Source organism: Reyranella humidisoli (assembly GCF_019039055.1).
In the GTDB taxonomy this organism is placed as follows: domain Bacteria; phylum Pseudomonadota; class Alphaproteobacteria; order Reyranellales; family Reyranellaceae; genus Reyranella; species Reyranella humidisoli.
The window spans coordinates 2,550,090-2,569,770 of the sequence record NZ_JAHOPB010000001.1; the positions used below are offsets into that span (position 1 = coordinate 2,550,090).

Annotated in this window: 14 protein-coding genes; 3 read left to right on the forward strand and 11 right to left on the reverse strand. The window is 66.9% G+C overall.

Features of this window, described 5'->3' with window-relative positions; translation table 11 throughout:
• Positions 1–71: 71 nt before the first annotated feature.
• The 3 genes from KQ910_RS12280 to KQ910_RS27215 are packed head-to-tail and all read right to left on the reverse strand — an operon-like array spanning position 72 to position 3,950.
• Complete coding sequence (locus tag KQ910_RS12280; protein ID WP_216960260.1) at positions 72–1,319, reverse strand: KpsE/RkpR family capsule polysaccharide export protein; 1,248 nt, start codon at positions 1,317–1,319, stop codon at positions 72–74.
• 40 nt (positions 1,320–1,359) lie between these two features.
• Complete coding sequence (locus tag KQ910_RS12285) at positions 1,360–2,019, reverse strand: ABC transporter ATP-binding protein (RefSeq protein WP_216960262.1); 660 nt, start codon at positions 2,017–2,019, stop codon at positions 1,360–1,362.
• Entirely contained in the window at positions 2,016–3,950 is a 1,935-nt protein-coding gene (locus KQ910_RS27215) for a tetratricopeptide repeat protein (protein WP_216960264.1), read from the reverse strand. The genes KQ910_RS12285 and KQ910_RS27215 overlap by 4 nt, the downstream gene beginning before the upstream one ends.
• A gap of 154 nt (positions 3,951–4,104) precedes the next feature.
• On the opposite strand from KQ910_RS27215, the gene KQ910_RS12295 reads away from it, so the two are divergent.
• A complete protein-coding gene (locus KQ910_RS12295) occupies positions 4,105–5,187 on the forward strand; it encodes a glycosyltransferase family 9 protein (protein WP_216960267.1) in 1,083 nt (360 codons plus the stop codon).
• 36 nt (positions 5,188–5,223) lie between these two features.
• Here KQ910_RS12295 and KQ910_RS12300 read toward each other — a convergent pair whose 3' ends face one another.
• The 5 genes from KQ910_RS12300 to KQ910_RS12320 form a co-directional block, all read right to left on the reverse strand.
• The gene (locus KQ910_RS12300) at positions 5,224–8,400 is read right to left on the reverse strand and encodes a beta strand repeat-containing protein (protein WP_216960270.1); all 3,177 of its coding nucleotides are present in this window, start codon (positions 8,398–8,400) and stop codon (positions 5,224–5,226) included.
• Between the two features lie 179 nt (positions 8,401–8,579).
• Entirely contained in the window at positions 8,580–9,695 is a 1,116-nt protein-coding gene (locus KQ910_RS12305; RefSeq protein ID WP_216960273.1) for a BMP family ABC transporter substrate-binding protein, read from the reverse strand.
• 4 nt (positions 9,696–9,699) lie between these two features.
• Positions 9,700–10,056 (reverse strand): hypothetical protein, encoded by a 357-nt coding sequence (locus tag KQ910_RS12310; protein ID WP_216960276.1) that lies wholly within the window; start codon positions 10,054–10,056, stop codon positions 9,700–9,702.
• Between the two features lie 120 nt (positions 10,057–10,176).
• A complete protein-coding gene (locus KQ910_RS12315; RefSeq protein ID WP_216960278.1) occupies positions 10,177–10,695 on the reverse strand; it encodes a DUF1993 domain-containing protein in 519 nt (172 codons plus the stop codon).
• A 90-nt stretch (positions 10,696–10,785) separates the two neighbouring features.
• On the reverse strand, positions 10,786–11,934 hold the full coding sequence (locus KQ910_RS12320; RefSeq protein WP_216960280.1) for an aromatic ring-hydroxylating oxygenase subunit alpha: 1,149 nt from the start codon (positions 11,932–11,934) through the stop codon (positions 10,786–10,788).
• Between the two features lie 116 nt (positions 11,935–12,050).
• Here KQ910_RS12320 and KQ910_RS12325 point away from each other — a divergent pair, with 116 nt between their 5' ends.
• The gene (locus KQ910_RS12325; protein WP_216960283.1) at positions 12,051–12,821 is read left to right on the forward strand and encodes a bestrophin-like domain; all 771 of its coding nucleotides are present in this window, start codon (positions 12,051–12,053) and stop codon (positions 12,819–12,821) included.
• Between the two features lie 193 nt (positions 12,822–13,014).
• Positions 13,015–13,824: a Crp/Fnr family transcriptional regulator gene (locus KQ910_RS12330; protein WP_216960286.1), complete on the forward strand. Its 810-nt coding sequence runs from the start codon at positions 13,015–13,017 to the stop codon at positions 13,822–13,824.
• On the opposite strand, the gene KQ910_RS12335 is transcribed toward KQ910_RS12330, so the two are convergent.
• The 3 genes from KQ910_RS12335 to KQ910_RS12345 all read right to left on the reverse strand — a co-directional run bounded on the left by KQ910_RS12335 (position 13,735) and on the right by KQ910_RS12345 (position 19,614).
• Complete coding sequence (locus KQ910_RS12335) at positions 13,735–16,098, reverse strand: arylsulfatase (RefSeq protein WP_216960289.1); 2,364 nt, start codon at positions 16,096–16,098, stop codon at positions 13,735–13,737. The genes KQ910_RS12330 and KQ910_RS12335 overlap by 90 nt on opposite strands.
• A gap of 42 nt (positions 16,099–16,140) precedes the next feature.
• Positions 16,141–18,516, reverse strand: a complete 2,376-nt coding sequence (locus KQ910_RS12340; RefSeq protein WP_216960292.1) for an arylsulfatase — start codon at positions 18,514–18,516, stop codon at positions 16,141–16,143.
• A gap of 111 nt (positions 18,517–18,627) precedes the next feature.
• Entirely contained in the window at positions 18,628–19,614 is a 987-nt protein-coding gene (locus KQ910_RS12345; RefSeq protein WP_216960295.1) for a SphA family protein, read from the reverse strand.
• Between the last annotated feature and the right edge of the window lie 67 nt (positions 19,615–19,681).

The window sequence follows — 19,681 nt, forward strand, 5'->3', positions numbered from 1 at the left end:
GCACTTCGGCCAGCCCAGCGACAGTGTCATCCCGAACGACGTGAGGGATCTTTGGCTCATACGCGGCGATGTCAGACGTGGTCGCGGATGGAATAATAGACCATCAGCAGGAAGATCCAGGCGCCGAAGGAAGCCAGCGCCACGATCAGGACCGACACGAGGCGGCGCGGATAGGCCGGGTGTTCGGCCAGTGACGGGGTGACGAATACCTCCAGGTACATGGCGCGGCGCGAAGCCTCGAACTGGGCGCGCTGCAGGGACTGCATGGCCGCGTCGTAGAACTTCTCCGCGAGCTGCCGCTCGATCTCGACATTCTCGAAGCCGCGGATGTTCTGGCTGATCGGCAGCGCCTCCTTGGATTCGGTGCCCGTCATCCGCGCCTCGGCGTCATGGATCAGCGATTCGAGCGCGGTCATGCGGTTGCGGAGCGAGACGAGGACGGTCGAATTCTCGCCCGTCCGGCCGCGGGCCGTCAGATAGTCGGCGCGGACGCGGCCCAGCTCGTCGCGCAGCTTGGAGATGCCCAGGCGCGCCGAATCGGCCTCTTTGTTGGGATCGATCGAGCGCTCGCGGTCGCGGAACTCCAGCATCGCCTGCCGGGCCTGGCGCAGCTTCTCGGAGGCTTCCTCGACCTGCTCCTGCGCGAATTTCACATAGTCCGCGCGCGCCCGCTTGGAGAGGTCGTCGGCCAGGTTTTCCGACAGGGCCAGCACATTGCGGCCGATGGTCAGCGCGTCCTCGGGCGTGAAGGCCCGGATCTGGACGCTGACGATGCCGGTGGTCAGCTCGAAATAGGGCTCGACCTTGCCGCGCCAGTAGTCGACCAGGCCCTCGACCGAGGTGTGGGGATCGAGGCGCGAGAACTCGTCGACCTCGGGGCCGGAGAACATCTTGCGCAGGTCGATCTTCTGGCTGATCGCGTCCACCATCGACCGGCTCTTGATGTATTTCACGACGATGTTGGACTGCAGGCCGATCTGCGACGCCGAGGCCATGCCCTGGAAGATCGAGGTGGCGTCGTTGCGCTGGGCGTCCGCGGAGCGCACGCCGAACTGGATCTCGGTGGCGTACTGGCTGGAGGCGATGAAGCCGTAATAGACGGCCGCCAGCGCGGTCGGCAGGCCGACGACCAGCAGGAAGACCAGGATGGACAGCCAGCGCGCCGGCCGGCCCGCGCGCTCGTCCGCCGGCGTCCAGCGCCGCACGATCCGCCGCGCCGAGAGCGTCTCGGCCGGGCGCGGCTGACCGTCCTCGCCGGGGGCAAGCGCGCGCCCGTCTTCGGCGCGGGCCTGCAGCGGCGCGGTCTGGACCAGCTTCACGGGGGGTCTCTGGGGTTGGGTCATGCTGCCTGCAAATCGGTCACGTCGCCCGGAGCGAACGTTCGTAGGTCTCGAGAGCCTCGTCAATCGTCGTGAAGTCGCTGAGCCTGCCGCGATGCAGGACCGCGCCGAGGTTGCAGTACTGGCGGATCGTCTCGACATGCTGCGAAACCAGGATCAGCGAGGCCGCATGCATACGCTCCCCGAAGGCGGCCGCGCACTTCCGGCGAAAGGCCGCATCGCCGACCTCGATCACCTCGTCGACCAGGTAGAGGTCGAAATCGAAGGCGAAGCTGGTGGCGACGGCGATGCGGGCGAACATGCCGGACGAGTAGGTGCCGACCGGCATGTCGAAATAGCGGTCGAGCTCGGCGAACTCCTCGATCCAGGCGCTGACCTCGCCGTGGTTCATGCCGTAGATCCGCGCCAGGAACGCCACGTTCTCGCGGGCCGAGAGGTGGGGGTGGAAGGTGCCGGTAAAGCCGACCGGAAACGAAATGCGCCCCTCGCGCACGATGCGGCCGCGGTCGGGCATCTCGCTGCCCGCGATCAGGCGCAGCAGGGCGGACTTGCCGGCGCCGTTCACGCCGAAGATGCCGATGCGGCTGAGCGGCGGCAGCTCGAAGCTCACATCGTCGAGGATGACGTGGCGCCCGCCGGGCACGGCGTAGCTCTTGCTCACTCCCTCGAGGCGGATCATTGAGTCCTCATGCGCCGGCGCAGCGCCCGTTCGAGGATCAGGCCCACCAGCACCGTGCCGAAGGCGACGGCGAAGATGTAGGTCTTGTCGAGCCACGGCGGATCGTAGTCGCGGAAGAAGCCGGTCCGGAACCACTCGATGCATTGCAGCAGCGGGTTCCAGGACAGCGGCTCGCGGATCCATTCCGGCATGCTCTGCGGCAGGAAGAACACGCCCGAGGCGACGTAGAGGAAGCGCTGCATGATCATCCAGCCGTTGGCCCACGGCCGCCACAGGTTGTTCATGACCGCGCTGATCAGGCCGAGCCCCAGCGCGAACAGCCAGACCGCCAAAGTGGCATAGACCGCCTCGATGTGGCTGTCCGTGCGCGGGCCGTAGGAGATCAGCTCGAAGGTGCCGAACGTGACCACGATCACGGTGAAGCCGATCAGCAGCTCGGTGAGCGCCATCGCCAGCACGAGGTCGAGACGGGCGATCACGGGGACCTGCAGGACGCCGATATTGTCCTGGAACAGGTTCTGCGAATGATCGATGACGTGGATGAACAGGTAGAAGGGCATGACGCCCGTCGCATAGAAGAAGAACAGGTGCCCGCCGATCGGTGGCATGCCGCCGTTGAACAGGCTGAGCACGATGCCCAGGGTCACGATATTGATGGCCTGCGGGATGAACAGCGACAGGAAGCCGAAGCGGCCCTGCGCCGTGCGATGGCGGAAGTCGCGCAGCACCAGCGCCGTGAGCACGCGCGCCTGCGTGACGAGCTGGTCGCGGACCGCCGCGAAACGGGACGGCGGTCGTGCCGGCCGGTCGCGCCACGGCGCCCGCGGCATGGGCGGGAACAGGCCCGACCCACCGGCATAGGCGACCGGCTCGCGCCCCGAGCGCTTGGCCAGCAGGAAGAGCCGCAGGTCGCGCACGCTGGTGCTGGCGGGGGCCAGTTGCGACGCCCGGTCGATCACCTCGACCGCTTCCTCGTCCTCGTTGGCATGGGCCAGCGCATGCGCCAGCTCGACATGGATCTCGGCCTTGTCGGGCGAGGCCGCCAACGCCTGGCGCAGGTAGCGGATGCCCTGTTCGCGCTCGCCCAGCCGGTTGGACAGCACGCCCGCCATGTAGAGGTATTCGCCGTTCTCCGGATCGATGCGCAGCGCGTGGAGGATCTCGTCCAGCGCCAGCCGGTTCTTGCCCATCGAGGCATAGGAGGCTGCCAGCAGGTGGCAGACCGAGGCGTCGTCCGGCTGCTCCTCGCGCAGGCGCAGCAGCAGCGGGATCGCCCGGCCGTGATGGCTGAGCTCGAACAGGATGCGGGCGAGTTTGTCGCGCGGCGCCGCCGCGTCGGGCCACAGCCGCGCCGCCCGCGCCGCGGCGCTGGAGGCGGCATGGAGGTCGCCCGAGCGATAGGCGAGCTCGATCTCCATCAGGAGGCTCTCCTCGGTGGGCGTTCCGGCATCGTTGACCGAGTGGACCGCCTGCAGGGCCTCCTCGATCCGGTTCGCCTGGACCAGCAGCCGCGCCCTCTGCAACTGGGCGGCCTGGCTCGGGCCGCACAGCGTCGCCCGGGCTTCGGCGGCGGCAAGCGCGCCCTCGACGTCACCCGCCTGGAGGCGCGCCTGGACGTGGAGGTCGTGGGCGGGCTCGAGACCCGGATCGTAGGCGACGGCGCGGGCGGCGCTTTCCGCCGCGCCTGCCGCATCGCCGCTCTCGAACAGCAGGACGGCCAGACGGTGATGGAACGGCGCCGAGTCCGGATCGCGCGCCACCAGCAGCGTCATGGCTCGAACCGACGTCGCAAGGTCGCGGTTCACATAGGCGACTTCGGAGGCAACCAGCAGGTCCTCGACGGAAAGTGCGGCGGCGGCCTCGTCGGAGGAGAGGCGCGCGCGCACCTCCTCGATCGGCGTTTCCGCCGAAAGTCGCTCAGCGTCCGCCACGGTGGCCCCGGCGCGAGTTGACAAAGACGGGCACTGCCCTCAGCAGTAGCCCGCGCCGCCGCCCCCGTGTTCGAGCCCTTTGCTGGTCATGATCAACTTTCATTGCCGACACTATAAGGGTTCGAAACCCTGCATCTTCAACAAAACCGAGGGCATGGAGTGCCCGACCTGCACCCGCGCCGATGAATTCGGCTGCCGCGTGCTGATCGTCAAGCTCGATGCGCTGGGCGACGTGCTGCGGACCGGCAGCCTGGTCCCGATCCTCCACAGGCTGCATCCGCGACCCTACGTCTGCTGGATCACGCGGCCCGAGGCGGTCGAGATCGTGCGCATGATCGACGGCGTGGACGAGGTGGTGCCGCTCAATGTCGACGGGCTGGCGCGCATCGCCGAGGGCGGCTGGGACCATGTCTATGCGCTGTCGAACGACCACAGTACGGCTTCGCTTGCCACCACGGCGCGGCCCGCGCATCCGGTCGTCGGCTATTCGATGAAGGACGGCCGCCTGCGTCCGGGCAACCGCGCCGCCGAGCGCTGGCTGGAGATGGCGGCCTTCGACCGACTGAAGCGCGCCAACACCGAGAGCTACCAGAAGCTGATGCTCGACATCGTCGGCGTCGAGGGGCCGCTGGAGCCGCCACGCCTCACGGTCGAGCGGAAGCATCTCGACCACGCGGCCGGCTGGATTGCGGACCTGTTCGCCGGCAGCACGCGCCGCCGCATCGCGATCAACGTCGGCTCGGGCGCCCGCTGGCCCAAGAAGATGCTCGAGGCCGACCAGATCGCGGCCTACGCCCGACTCGCGCACGAGCGGCTCGACGCCGATATCCTGCTCGTGGGCGGTCCGGCCGAGATCGCGAAGACCGAGGCGATCCTGGCAGCCTGCGGCCCCGGCACGCCGGTACGGTCGGCGCTCACATCGCACTCGGTGCCGGAGTTCGTCGGCGTGCTGCGACAGGTCGATGCGCTGCTGTGCGGCGACACGCTGGCGCTGCACATCGCCACCGCGATCGGCCTGCCGACCGTTTGCCTCGTCGGCCCGACCAGCTCGGCCGAGCTCGCCGATTTCGACGGACTGGTGCTCAAGAGTTCGGTCGACACGCTGGATTGCCTGGGCTGCTACGGCGATTGCCGCAAGGTCGACAACTGCATGTCCCTGTTCGACCTCGAGGGGCTGGTCGAGCTGACGGCCCGCCAGCTCGCCCGCCCGGCGCCGGTCAGGCCTCGCGCTGCCTGACCGCTGCCGTTGACCGTCTCCTCCGACGCCGCGGCGTCAGAGGATGAAGTCGGAGAGCTGAAGCCCGCCGGTCGTGGTGGTGATCGCGATCAGGGCCAGATCCGTGTTGGCGTTGAAGACGCCCGGATCGTGCTCGACGTAGATCGTGTTCGACGTGCCCGACGTCTGGATCAGCAGATTGTCGGCGGTGATGCCGAGCGCCGAGAGGTCGATCTTGTCGCTGCCGAGCTGGAATCCGACGATCGTGTCGTATCCCGTGACCAGGTTGCTGTCGAGGTAGTCGGCGTAAACGAAGGTGTCGGCGCCGGCGCCGGCATAGAGCGCGTCGGCACTGCCGCCGCCGTCGATGACGGAAGCATCGTTGCCGGCGATGATGACGTCGCCGCCGGACGAACCGATGACGTTCGGCACGTTCACGATCGAGGCTTCGAGCGTGAAGATGCCGTCGTTGTTGGCGCCGTCGTTGACATAGGCGTTGTGGCCGTTGAGCAGGTCGACATAGACGCTGCGGCCGACCGCCATCTCGGCGAACGAGATCGTGTTGTTTGCAAAGCCCGTAACGCCCGCCATCTGCGACGCGCCGCCCCACACCTGGTTGACGCCGTCGTCGTCGACGTTGCCCAGCAGGAAGGTGTTGAAGGCACCGCCCCCGTAGAGGGCGTTGCTGCCGCCGTCGCCGTTCAGCACCGTAACGGCGCTCGCATCGGCCGCCGCCTGTGCGCTGCTGGCGTACAGCAGGTCGTCGCCGTCCAGTCCGTCCAGGCGGCCGCTGGTGTTGCCGCCGACCAGCAGGTCATCGAACGCCGAGCCCGTCGCATTGCGGATGCCGCCGGCAAAGTAATCGACGGCGATCGGCGTCACCGTGGACGGTCCGTTCCAGTAGCTTGCATCGACGTCGCCGCGCTGGCCGATCTGCGCCGGCAGGTCGACATAGACGCCGCCGATCGCGTCGTAATAGCTGACGCTGCCGGCCGTCAGGACCGGATTGGCCGAGACCCAGACGGTGATGTGCTGGCTTGAGAACGCATCGACGGTGTCGGCGGCAGAGACGGTCACCTGGTAGCCCGGCGTCGCCCCCGCCGGCGGCAGGTCGCTGAGGTCGGGGGCCGTGATGAAGCTCAACTGGTTGCCGCCGACCATCTGGAACAGCGCCGCGTCCTCGCCGCCGGTGATGGCGTAGGAAATCGTCTGGCCGGGATCCACGTCGACGGCGGTGACGGTCGTCACCAGCGTCTGGCTGGTCACCATGGTGATGCTGGCGGTCGGTCCGCCGCCGTTCGAGGTGATGTCCGGCGGTGTGCCCGGCGGCGTCGGTCCGGGGACGTTGCCCACGATGAAGTTGGTCGCGCCGCTTTCGTCGTCGATCTCCGCGCCGGTATTGGGGAGCGGCGCGCCGACCGAGTTCTCGCCGATGACATTGTCGACGATCTGCGTGCCGGTGACGCCGGCGGCGAGCGTGATGCCGTTGCCGGTGTTGCCGCTGATGTAGTTGGCGCGCGGCTCGTCGGGGCTCGCCTCGACGCCGCCGATCAGGTTTCCGGTGCCGGTGGTCGAGACCAGGATGCCGCCCTGGCCGTTGCCGAAGCCGCTGGTGATCAGGGAGTTGGTGCCGATGGCGGTGTTGAGGACCTGATTGTTGTAGGCACTGCCCGTGATCTCGATTCCGTAGCCGGCGTTGTTCGAGAAGGTATTCTGCGGGATCACCGAGCCGTTGTTGCCGCCGATGATGTTGTCGTGGGCGTTGCCGCTGATCACGACTCCGCTGCCGCCGTTGGCCATGCTCGGGATGCCGATGCCGGTATCGACGGTCGTGCTGGTGCCCGTCGTATTCAGGCCGATGATGTTGGGATCGACGGTGACGCCCCAGGCGTCGCCGGTGATCTCGATGCCGTTGTTGGTGTTGCCGGAGAAGACGTTGGTGCGGAGCAGGATGTTGCCGCCCGTCGAATCGATCAGGATGCCGTTGTTGCCGTTGGGCGCCGAGCCCTGGAAGGCGAGCAGGCCGCCGAACGTGTTGAAGGTCGTGAAGCCGCTGGCGGTATCGGTGACGTAGATGCCGTTCTGGCCGTTGCCGGCCGAGACGTTGCCGAGCGGGATGACGCCGCCGACCGTGGTGTCGCGCGAATCGCCGTCGACCAGGATGCCGTTCAGGGCGTTGCCGACCGTGGTCGCATTGTCGGCGCCGATGCCGAAGAAGTTGGCCTGGATCGTGGCATTGTCGGAATTGGTGATGTGGACGCCGTTGCCGCCATTGCCGCTCAGCACGTTGTAGTAGACGAAGGGCTCGGTATAGAAGTCGCAGCCCAGCAGGGCGTTGTTGTCGGCGTTGAGGATCTGAACGCCGTCGCCGGCGTTGCCGATGGCGGCGGTACCGTCGGCGTCGGTACCGATGAAGTTGCCGCTGAGCACGTTGTTCTCGGACCCGTTCTGGATCAGCACGCCGTTCTGGCCGTTGCCCGAGATCAGGTTGCCGAGCGGCGGCGTCACGAGCACCGGCGGGACGATGGTGCCCTTGTTGCCGGTCGGATCGTTGGCCTGGCCGGTCGACGAATCGACGTAGACCGTGCCGCCGATCATGTTGTCGTGCGCGCCGTTGGTGATCAGGATGCCGTTCTGGCCGTTGGCCACGGCCGTGGTGCCATCGGCATCCGTGCCGATGCGATTGCCGACCACAGTGTTGTCCGACGATCCCCAGAAGGCGATGCCGTTGCCGCCATTGCCGGAGATGACGTTCGTGACGGTGTCCGGATGACTCTCGGGGTTGAGGCCGATCAGGTTGCCGGACGAGGTCGAATTGACGTGGATGCCGTCCAGCGCGTTGCCGAAAGCGGTGCCGTTGGCATGGATGCCGATGTAGTTGGCGTTCAGCGTGATGCCGGAGCTGTTGAGCGTGATGCCGTTGCTGCCGGAATTGCCCAGCGCGAGGCCGAATACGGCCGAACCGTCCGACGCGCCCGAGAAGGTGAGACCGGCGTTCCCGCCGAAGTTGATCTCGACGGTCGGTACGCCCAGCGCCGCGAAGCCCGGCGCGGTCATGCCGTCGAGCGTGACCGGCTTCAGGATGGTGGGCAGGGAATTTGCCAGAACGATCTCGCCGGCCACGGTGAAGACGATCGAGTTGCTGGCTGCATTGCTGGAGTTGAGTGCGGTGATCGCGGCCCTGAGCGAACCCGGTCCGGCGTCATCCAGGGTGGAGACAATGAAAGTGGTCATGCCAGATTCTCCGTTGAGTTGAGCTTGAGTCAGGAACGCATGCGGGCGCGGGTTCCCTTATCACAACTCGCTCATTGCCCTATGCATCTTGAGCCGAAGTACCGGCCATTCAGCAACGCGGATGCATCGATGGAAGAGTATGCCGTCGCAAACGCTATGTGTTTGCATCAGCGATGCGATCAGGGGGGCGAGCCGACGACTCCGTCGAGCAGATAGTCGGTGCGCTGGAGGGCTTCTGCCGTGGCACCGAGCGTGGTGCCTGCCGCGAGGACTCGCCGCCCCCGGTTGTCGTCGAGCGGTCCGGTGAAGATCGGCTGGCCTTCCTTCATCGCGGCGATGGCGCGCGTGGCCGCCGCGATCGCCTCCGGGCTGGCACCGGCACCGAACGGACTCGAGCGCACGTAGTCCTTGTCGTAGCCACCGGTGACGAAGTCGGGCAGGGCACCGCCGCCGCGGCAGGTCTCGACGAAGCCGCGGAACATCGCGGTCCAGTGATAGTCGGCGCCGGTGATATAGCCGCGGGGCGCGAGCGGCGCCTGATCGAAGGCGTGGCCGCAACTGCGGACGCCACGACTCTCGGCCGTCGCGATGATGGGCGCGGGCGCATCGAGATGGCAGGTGATGACGTCACAGCCCGCATCGATCAGCGCATTGGTCGCCGCGGCGTCACGCGTCGCATCCTCCCAGCCTCCGGTGAAGGTGACGTGAACCCTCGCCTGCGGATTGGTGCGGCGCGCGCCCAGCAGAAAGGCGTTCACGTTCAGCAGCACGGCGCCGAGCGGCAGGCCGGCCACGAAGCCCAGCCGATTGGTGCGCGTGCTGAGCCCGGCTGCGACGCCGTTCACATAATGCCCCTCGTGGATCAGTGCATTCTGGCTGCCGAGCCGGCCCGGTCGCTCCTTCAGCGGAAGCAGCGAGGCCTGCCGGAAGGGGATGCCGGCATACCGCTGCGCCGCCGTGCGCAGGAACGGGTCGTTGTCGAAGGCTGTGGAGAACACGATGTCTGCGCCGGCGCCAATCAGCCCATTCAGTGCGCGCGCATAGGCACGCGTTTCGGCATCGTCCCGCCCGCTTCCATAGTCCGTGCTCTCGGGCAGGTAGGGTGCCTCGACCAGCCGCACGCCCGGCAGTCGCGCGAGTTCGACGGCGGCGACGGCATGCGACTGGTTCCAGCCCCAGTCGAGGCGCGGGCCGATATAGACGAAGCCGACGGTGAATCCGGCCGCGCGCGCCGCCCGGCCGGTGGCGAGGGGGGAGGCCAGCGCTGCAGCGGCGAGGAGCGTCCGCCGTCTCATCGCCCTAAAGCGGCCGGCAGTTCAGCGCGACGGTCCGCATCGAGCGTCCGGCCTTGCCGTCGCAACCGAGCCGCTTGCCGTGCGCGTAGAAGGGCGGATCGAGGAAATAGTCGAAGTCGTCGGTGTCCTGTGCGTTGACGATCCGGTAGAGCTTGTAGGGTCCGTTGTCGCAGATGATCTGCTGCGAATCGACAAACAGAGTCGCCGGGCCGATCAGCACATGCTCGATGTTGGGATTGGCCGCGCAGAACTTCTCCTGAAGCTCGCGATGGCTGCTCCCTTCGATGATCGGAACCGGCTGCGCCGCCGCCGTTCCCGCGATCATGCCGGCGGCAATAAGTCCCAAGACTGAAAGGTTCACAACGCTCCCCCGAGGTTGCAGCGTCACCATCCTGACCAAGGAAGTGCCGCGAGACTAGAATCTCATATTCCTCTCCCCCTATCGGAGGAGAGGAGCATGAAAGGGTCGCGCGTCCGATCGTTACGCCGCTTCGCGGTAGGGCATCGCGCCCAGATAGTTCTTCTTGCCGACCGGGACGCCGTTGTGGCGCAGGATCGCGTAAGTCGTCGTGACGTGGAAATAGAAGTTCGGAATGACGTGCTGGACGAGGAACTCCTCGCCCGACAGCGACTTGCCGTTCCAGCGCGGCTGGGTGATCCGCCGCTCGGCAGCCCCGGCGAACGACTGGGCGGTGAAGCTCTTCAGGTAGGCGACGGTGCTCTCGATGCGCGCCTTGATCTCGGCCAGCGTCGCTTCGGTGTCGGCGTGGACCGGCGCGTCCTTCTCGGTGCCGGCCAGACGCGCGGCGCCGAGCTTGGCGGTGTCGCAGGCGATCCGGACCTGCTGGATCAGGTCGAACTGATCGGGCGCCAGGCGCGCGTGCAGCAGGACGGCGGCGTCGAACTTCTTCTCGCCGGCATACTTGTCGGCTTCGTTCAGGATCTCGACCAGATTGCCCAGCATCTTGCTGAACTGGCCGACGACGAGCGTGTGGATCATGCGAACCTCGGATGGGAGTTGTGGATGCGAGCGCAGGGCCCTACGCGATTCCACCGCCCGCCGCCAGAGCCCCTCATGTTCCTCTCCCCCCTAGCGGGGGAGAGGAGTCTGAGCCTTCAGCATCTCCACATGCTCGGTGAGATGGCGATGGAAGTGGCCGATCGCCTGCTCGTAATGGCCGAAGGTGAAGTGGGTGTTGGCACCCGAGGCGAGGCCAAGCTGGATCTCGCGGGCGGCGTGGCGGTCTTCCAGGATGCCGCTCTCCTGCACGAAGTTGGCATCCTTGCGGGCCTGCTCGATGTCGAGCGGCTTGCCGTTCTTGATGCGCGGCGCGAGCTGGTAGACGACCCAGTGCGTCTCCGACGGCGACACCGGCTCGAGGATGATCAGGATCGCGTGGCTCGACAGCACGCTGACATGGGTGTTGGGGAAGAGCTGGTGGACGTCGGTGATGCGGCCCTGCGTGCTCCATTCCTCGCGCGGCATCGCTCGCAGCTTCTCGATGCGGCGGAACGGGAAGACGATGCGTGAGTTGCGGCCGTGCAGCTCGACGACATTCAGGTTGTCGTAGCCGTAGGGAAAGAACGACTGATTGTGCAGCGCCTTGATGTGGTAGCCCTCCATCGAGGTCTCGCCCAGCACCTTCCAGTTCGCCTTGTCGTCGAACTCGATCTTGTTGAACAGCACGTAGTCGTCGGTCAGCACTTCCGGGAGGTCGCCCAGCGCGCCGTCCGACAGCGGCTCGTCCTGCGTCACGAACACGATGCCGTTCCGCTCCTGCACCGCGGCGACCGGCACCAGCCCGTGCGCGTCCTTGTCGAGGCCGGGGAAACCGTCCTCGCCCGGGATGTGGCGCAACGCGCCGTCGAGCCCGTAGGTCCAGGCATGATAGGGGCAGGCGAAGGCGCGCTTGCAGCCCTCGCCTTCCTCGAGCTTCATGCCGCGATGACGGCAGGCGTTGCGGAAGCCGCGCACCACGCCGTCGGTACCGCGTACCACCAGTAGCGGCGTGCCCACCGTTGTCCGCGCAATATAGGAGCCGGGCTCCGGCAGCGCCGCCGAGGGGCAGAAGGCCATCGGCACGCGGCGCAGCACCTGCAGCTCGGCCTCGAACCGCTCGGGCGAATGATAGTTCTCGACCGGCTCGCGCCAGACCACTGTCCCTTTGTCGGTTGTCTTGCCGTCGATGTGCGCGAGGATGCGATCGATCAGGTCGGTTTCGTTGAGCAGCGCAGCCATCTTCGTTCCCTCAGCAATCCGGCGGGGCGATACTAGGTCCCGCCTGTCGGGGCGGGCAACATGGCGCTGCTTCGATGCGAAACGGACGGCGGCGCCCGCGTCTGTTAAGCAGGTCGATGCTCGATCGTTCGTACCTGCTCATCTGCCTCTTCGCGCTGATCGCAATGTTCGGCGGCGGACTGATCGGCCTCTATGTGGCGCGCGCGCTGCCCAGCCATCACCTGACCAAGGAGTCGGGCGCGGTGGTCAAGCTGTCGGCGGCCGTGGTGGCGTCGCTCACCTCGCTGGTTCTGGCGCTGATGCTGTCGGCGGCCAACGGCGCCTATTCCGTCAATGCCGGCATCGTGACCAAGCTCGGTTCCGACATCATCCAGCTCGACCACATGCTGCGCGCCTACGGGCCCGAGGCCGACGCCGCCCGGGTCCATCTGCGCGACTATGCCGGCCGCAAGAGCGAGGAACTGTTTCCCGCCGCGCCGCCGCCGTCCCGCGATTCGCGCGGCACCGCCGATCTTCTCGACCGGCTGCTCGATTCCATCCTGTCGCTCACGCTGCCCGACCGGCGGCACACGGCGCTGGCGGCGCAGGCGCTCAGCATCACCAACCAGATCTACGCCGAACGCTGGCTGCTGTGGGAAAATCCCGGCACGACGGTGCCGGCGCCGTTCCTGTTCGTGCTGATCTTCTGGTTGTTCCTGGTGTTCGTGAGCTTCGGCGTGTTCGCGCCACCCAACCTCACGGTGGTGGCGAGCCTGTTCCTCTCCGCGCTCGCCGTCACCGGCGCGATCTTCCTGATCCTGCAACTCGGCGATCCCATGCATCACAGCTGGCTGCAGATCTCCGGCGAGCCGCTGCAGCGCGCCCTGTCGGAGATCGGCCGGCCCTGATCCGCCGCCGCTGGAGCGGCGATCACGCACAGGTGAACTGCCGGTTGAAATTCCGGGAGCTGCCGATTGACACGGGTCAAGGAGCGCTCTTGATTCGATCATCAGTCTGGCCGCCAAAGACTGCATCGACGATCGCCTCCTCGAACGGGAGCGCCCGATCGGATTTGTTTCGGCAGGAAGGCTGCGGGGCAGGATGAGCGACGTCGACCGGCCTAGGAATATCGTCCTTGCAGGGGGCTGGCTCAGCCGAACGCCGGCATCCTTCCAGCAGGCGGTGCTCGCCCGGTGCATTCTGCGCAGTTTCAAGGCTGGCGCCGCGATCTTCCGCAAGGGCGATCCGCCGGGCGGCCTGTTCGGCCTGGTGAGCGGAGGTCTCGCCGTCGACATCGCGCCGGCCGAGCGCGGGCCCTACATGGCCTACTTCCTGACTCCCGGTGCCTGGTTCGGCGGCGCGCCGGCATTCAGCGGCCAGCCGCGGCAGGTCGGTTTGAGGGCCACGCGGAGCACGGAACTTCTCTATCTGCCGCTACACGCCATCAATGCGATCATTGCCGAGGATCCCATGGCGTGGCGGAGCTTTGCGCTGGTCGGCTTCGCCAACCTGGAGACCGCCATCTCGGTCTGCGACGACCTCATGATCCGCGACCATACCAAGCGCTTCATCGCCATGCTGCTGCAACTGGGCAGCTGCCGGCTGGCCACGCCAACGGGGGGCGAGCCGATGGAGATCGATGTCGGTCAGGCCGAACTCGCCACCATGGCCAATGTCGCGCGGAACACGGCGGGCATCATCCTGCGCACGCTTGCGCAAGGCGGGTTCATCGACATGTCCTACCGTCGCATCAGGATCGTCGATCCCGATCGGCTGCGGGCCAGGCTGACGCGGCGATCCGCGACGCCCAAACGCCCGCGGTCAGCGGAGCCCGACCTCCACCTTGTGGATCCTGCCGCCAAAGCGAAACGGCCGGCGGTCGAAGTAGGCCATCGAGACCGGCGAACCTAGGTCGACGCCGACGTCGAACGTCTCGCTGGCGGTGAAGGCCGCCGGCACCGTGCGCTGGACCGTGGTGCGCGCCACCTCGACACCGTCTACCTTGAGGACGACGGTGGCCGGCGAGAGCGGCCGCTTGTCCATGAACGTCGTGTCGACCTCGATGCGATGTCGCCCCGCGGCGATCTTCTGCGCCGATCGCGCAGTGTACCGCTCGATGATCATCATGTTGTATTCGTAGACGAGCTGGCCGCCATCCATGAACAGGGTGAGACCGCCGCTGGCGCCGCCCATTGCATACAGCACCCCCGACGCGTCGTTGCCGAACTCGGCGTCGATGGCGACGTGGCTGCTTTCGCGGCCCAGTCCCGGCGCCGTGAACTCCGGCATGCGCGTCGTCGTGTCGTCGAACAGCCAGCTCGTATAGGGCGTCTTGAGACGGTCCTCGGGATGGATGCGCAGCCAGATGCCCGCACCGACCGGAAACACCTTGTTCTCCCGCGCTTCGCCCAGGAAGACCTCCTTCAGGCGGGCGAGGTGCTGCGGATCCTTCGTCGCCAGATCGTTGGCCTGCGAGAAGTCCTTCGACAGGTCGTAGAGTTCCCAGACGTCCTTCGACGAATCCCAGGTCGCGAGACCGGGGCTCACCGTCAGCCACGGCGTGAGCGGCCCGAAGGTCGAGGCGAACCAGCCGTCGCGATAGACGCCGCGGCTGCCGTTATTGTCGAAGTACTGCGTCGTCTTGCGGCCCGCCGCGCGGCTGTCGTCGAATGTGTAGGCGAGGCTGACGCCGTCGATCGGGTCCTGCACGAAACCGTCGACGACCTTGGGCGCCGTGATGCCGACGGTTTCGTAGATGGTGGGCACGATGTCGTTGACGTGGTGGAACTGCCCGCGCGGCGTGCCGTCGGTCTTGATCTTCTTCGGCCAGGAGACCGCCATCGGGTTGCGCGTGCCGCCGAAGTGCGAGGCAATGAGCTTCGTGTACCGGAAGGGCGTGTTTCCGGCCCACGCCCAGCCGGCGTGATACATGTTGTCGGTCTTGGGCGAGCCCAGCGCATCGAGGCCACCGATCCTGTTCAGCGCCTCGATCTGCTGCTCGACCGTGTTGGGGATCTGGTTCTGCGCCAGCAGTTCGCTGATCGAGCCGTTCTGGCCCTCGGCGCTCGAGCCATTGTCGCCGAAGATGTAGAAGATCAACGTGTTGTCGCGCTGGCCCTGGCGTTCGAGCTCGTCGATGAGCTTGCCCGCCTGCACATCGACATGCTCGACGAAGCCCGCGAACACTTCCATCAGCCGGAGCTGGAAGGGCCGCTGGCTGGCCGGAATGCTGTCCCATGACGCCATCGACTCGGGTCGCGCCGTGAGCGCCGTGTCGGCCGGGATCCAGCCCAGCTCCTTCTGACGCTTGAAGACGCGCTCGCGCATGGCGTCCCAGCCGTCGTCGAACCGGCCTTTGTACTTGTCCGCCCACTCCTTGAAGATCTGATGCGGCCCGTGTCCGGCGCCCGGCGCCCAGTACATCAGGAAAGGCTTGTCGGGCGCGTAGGAGCGGTGGTGGCGGAGCCACGTCACCGCCTTTTCGGCGAGATCCTCGCTCAGGTGATACTTCTCGTCGTGCGGCGGTTCGACCGGCGTGGTGTTCTCGTACAGGCGCGGCTCCCACTGCGAGGTTTCGCCGGCGACGAAGCCGTAGAAATAGTCGAAGCCATGCCCGGTCGGCCATCGGTCGAACGGCCCCATCGCCGTCGTCTGGTCCGCCGGCGTGTTGTGCCACTTGCCGAAAGCCGAGGCCTTGTAGCCGTAGTGGCGCAGCGTTTCGGCGACCGTCGCGGAGGTCTTCGGGATCACGCCGACATAGCCGTCCCAGTCGACCGCGCGTTCGGCGATGGTGCCGGCGCCGATACGCTGGTGGTTGCGGCCGGTCAGCAGCGAGGCGCGGGTCGGCGAGCAGATCGCGGTGGTGTGGAAGCTGTTGTAGCTCACGCCCGTTCCGGCGATCCGGCTGAGCGTGGGCGTCCGGATATCGCCGCCGTAAGTGCTGGGCAGGCCGAAGCCGACATCGTCCAGCAGGATGATCAGGATGTTGGGCGCACCGGCGGGCAGATGGCTCGCTTCCTCGCGGCGCTGGTGCCTGGACGCCTGCAGCGTCGATGCCGCCACGCTCGCCGACGGCACGGGCGGAAACGGCAGGACGGACCCGTCAGCTCCCGGCGGGCCGGCGTGGGCTGGCGCGGCGAGCAGAAGGGTGCCCAGAGCCCCGACGAGAAGCCTGCGCTTGAACATGGGTCAGTCCCCCTCAGCGAAATCCATGTATCCCGGACGCGATCAGTTCGCGGTCAGGTATTTGACGTCGAGCCTGTCGATCCTGCCGGTAAACTTGAAAGGCGCGCGCTCGGCGTACGCGGGCGACACGGGCGAGTAGCTGTCGCGCCCGACATCGAAGGCGTCGTTGCCGCTCATTGCATATCCCGTCGTGCGCTGGACACGACCCCGGGCCATCTCGGTGCCGTTGACGCGGATCGTCACGTCCATGGGCCCATTGCGGACCTTGGGGTCGGCCCGTGACTCGATCTCGATCTTCACCCGGCCGCTCGGCAGGGCGCCGGTGGTCTCGATGCGCGTCCGCTCGATCTCGTAGAGATTGTACTCGAAGCTGATCCGGCCCTTGTCGACCCAGGCCGCGAGGCCGCCGGAGAAGCCGCCGAGGGCATAGAGGACGCCTTCCGAACCGGCCGTCAGGTCGGCTTCGATGGTGACCAGGCTGCTGCGCAGTCCGAGCTTGGGCGCACCGGCTTCCGGAATGCGGACCACGTCGGCCGTGTAGTGGAATTCCGTGGCCGGGTTCTGCTTCGTGTACTCGGGATGCAGTCCCACCCAGAGGCCGCCGCCGATCGGATAGGCGTGGTTGGCCTTGGCCTCGACGTCGAACAGCCTGATCATCTCGGCCAGCTTTTCCGGCTGCTGCTTTGCCAGATCGACGGACTGCGAGAAATCGCGCTTCAGATCGTAGAGTTCCCAGACGTCGTTGTCCGGGGTCCACTTGAAGATCGCCGGGTCGATGCCGGTCTGCCAGGGCAGGCGCGGTCCAAGCGCGGAGGCGATGAAGCCTTCATGGTAGATCGAGCGGCTTCCCATGATCTCGAAATACTGCGTCTTCTTGCGGTCGGGCGCCTCGGCCGACGACAGCGCGTAGACCATGCTGGTGCCGTCCAGCGGCTCCTGCGTCACGCCATCGACTTCCTTCGGCGCCGGGATGCCAAGGACTTCGTAGATCGTCGGCACGACGTCGTTGACGTGATGGAACTGCGGATGCGGTTTGGCGTCGGCTTTCACCGACCGGGGCCAGGACACCGCGAGGGGATTGCGTGTCCCGCCGAAGTGCGAGGCCAGCAGCTTGGTGCCCTGATAGGGCGCGCTTCCCGCCCATGCCCAACCGGCGTGATAGTGGTTGTCCATCTTGTCGCCGCCGAGGGCATCGAGGCCCCCTAGCTCGTTCATGACGCGGATATGGTCCTTGATCTCGGTGGCGGTGCCGCTCTGCGCCAGGAACTCGCTGATGGAGCCGCCCTGACCCTCGGCGCTCGAGCCGTTGTCGCCCCAGATGTAGAAGACCAGCGTGTTGTCGCGAATCCCCAGCCGCTCGAGCTCGTCGATCAGCCGTCCGGCCTGGGTGTCCGTGTGCTCGGCAAATCCCGCGAAGACTTCCATCAGCCGCCGCTGGAACGGCTTCTCGCTCTCGGGAATGTCCTTCCACGCCGCAAGCGTCGCGGGGCGCGGCGTCAGCCTTGTATCCGCCGGGATGTAGCCCTGCTGCTTCTGCCGCGCGACGACGCGCTCGCGCATGGCGTCCCAGCCGTCGTCGAACCGGCCTTTGTACTTGTCTGCCCACTCCTTGAAGATGTGGTGTGGAGCGTGGACGCCGCCGGGCGCCCAGTACATCAGGAACGGTTGATCGGGCGCCAGCGCACGTTGCTGGCGAATCCAGGCGACGCCCTTGTCAGCCAGGTCTTCCGTCAGGTGATAGCCCTTGCGGTGCGGCGTCTCGATCCGATTGAGATTCTCGACCAGCGCCGGTTCCCATTGCGAGGATTCGCCCGCCAGGAACCCATAGAAGTAGTCGAAGCCCACGAGGCGCCCGGTCGGCCAGCGTTCGAACGGTCCGGCTTGCGAGGTGTCCGCGTGCGGCGTGTTGTGCCACTTGCCGAAGGCCGAGGTGGCATAGCCGTAGTAGCCCAGCACCTTGGCGACCGAGGCGCCGGTCGCCGGCCACATCCCCGAGTAACCGTCCCAGTCGTTCGCGAGGCTGGCGATCTGGCCCGCGCCGACGCGGTGATGGTTCTGGCCCGTCAGCAGCGAGGCCCGCGTCGGCGAGCACATCGCGGTCGTATGGAAGCGGTTGAAGGACACGCCCGAGTTGGCGATGCGGGACAGCGTCGGCGTGTTGATGTCGCCGCCGTAGGTGCTCGGCAGCGCCGGACCGGCATCGTCGATCAGGATGATGAGGATGTTGGGCGCGCCCGCGGGCAACCGCCGGGGCACGGGCAAGGGATGGTAGGTCGATTCCTGCATCGTCCGGGCGGCCTTGCTGCCCGACGGCACCGGCGGGAAGGGAAGTTTCTCCTGTCCATAGGCCGACGGCACGATGGCCGTTGCGAGCGCGATGGCGACGGTGGAGCAGAGTAGGTTCGATCGCTTTGTCATGCCGGTCTCCTGCGGGAGCGAGCTCGCGTCGTGAAGCGCGCCTTTGTCCGTTCGTCCTCTGGGTTCGCCCTCTCGGTTCGCCCCCTTGGTTCGCCTTCTCAGTTCGCCTCGTCAGTTCGCCGAGTCGGGCGCGCGCGCGGACGCGCCGTTGACGTAGAGCGGCACCGACAGGGTGAAGAATCCACCCGTGCCTTCGAGCCGGTTGCGGACGGCGAATTCGCTATAGACCTTCACGCGCGCGGCGACGGGGTAGTTGCCGACCTTGAAGTTGTAGCCGAGCGTTCCGCCGACCGCGGCGACCTGTCCCATGAACTGTCCGAAGACCGCGCCGGCGCCACTGTCGGGCGTGAACTGGCGGTAGAAGTAGCCGACGGCGCCGATCGAGAATTCCTTGCTGAGATACTGCGTCACCGCCCATTCCAGGTGGAACTCGTCGCCGGTCTTGTACTGCGTGGCGGCGTTCTCCTGGCTGAAGGTGGCGCCGACCGCGAGGGAGAGATCGAGCCCGATCTTCGGATCGAACCAGGTGAAGGAGCCGGTCACGTCCGCCGCCCAGCGATGGTTGGCGATGTTGGCGAGGGCGCCGTAGCGATAGTTTCCGACCGGCACGAAGCCCGTGAGCGCGGCGTTCCAATGATAGTTGCCCGCGTGCCAGCCGATTGATGCCGAGACCGCGGGGTCGCCCAGCGTGAACACCGAGTCCGATTGCGCGCCGGCCGCCGAGAGTCCCAGCAGGGACGACGACAGGCGAGCGCCGGCATTCACCGTCGGGCCGCCGATCGGCCACAGCAGGGAGAAGGCGAGATTGCCGCCCAGTACGTCGACCGGCGTCGACCACATGACGCTCGGCAGGTCGAGGATCACCGTCGCATTCACATTGGCGACGGCCTGGCCGCCCAGCGTCGGAAACACGGTCTGCGTCGCGGTCGCGGCGCCGCTGTAGATGTAGAGATTGTTGGCGAAATAGACACCAGGCGGCGGCGTGATGCCGGCGTTGGTGCCGCGCAGGCCGAGAAGATAGACGCCGTGCCCGCCCTCGGCCGCATGGACCGCCGGCGCGGCTACCAGGAGCGCGACCAGAAAGGTCAAACGGCGCAAGAGCGAATCAAATGGCTGCGTTCTCATCGATCCAGCCTCTTCGGAGCAGAGCCTGCCTGATAGCGCG

Coding starts and splice junctions, on each gene's coding strand:
- KQ910_RS12285 (WP_216960262.1), bottom strand. CDS start 2,019: ATGATCCGCCTCGAGGGAGTGAGCAAGAGCTACGCCGTGCCCGGCGGG.
- KQ910_RS12295 (WP_216960267.1), top strand. CDS start 4,105: ATGGAGTGCCCGACCTGCACCCGCGCCGATGAATTCGGCTGCCGCGTG.
- KQ910_RS12300 (WP_216960270.1), bottom strand. CDS start 8,400: ATGACCACTTTCATTGTCTCCACCCTGGATGACGCCGGACCGGGTTCG.
- KQ910_RS12305 (WP_216960273.1), bottom strand. CDS start 9,695: ATGAGACGGCGGACGCTCCTCGCCGCTGCAGCGCTGGCCTCCCCCCTC.
- KQ910_RS12315 (WP_216960278.1), bottom strand. CDS start 10,695: ATGATCCACACGCTCGTCGTCGGCCAGTTCAGCAAGATGCTGGGCAAT.
- KQ910_RS12320 (WP_216960280.1), bottom strand. CDS start 11,934: ATGGCTGCGCTGCTCAACGAAACCGACCTGATCGATCGCATCCTCGCG.
- KQ910_RS12325 (WP_216960283.1), top strand. CDS start 12,051: ATGCTCGATCGTTCGTACCTGCTCATCTGCCTCTTCGCGCTGATCGCA.
- KQ910_RS12330 (WP_216960286.1), top strand. CDS start 13,015: ATGAGCGACGTCGACCGGCCTAGGAATATCGTCCTTGCAGGGGGCTGG.
- KQ910_RS12335 (WP_216960289.1), bottom strand. CDS start 16,098: ATGTTCAAGCGCAGGCTTCTCGTCGGGGCTCTGGGCACCCTTCTGCTC.
- KQ910_RS12340 (WP_216960292.1), bottom strand. CDS start 18,516: ATGACAAAGCGATCGAACCTACTCTGCTCCACCGTCGCCATCGCGCTC.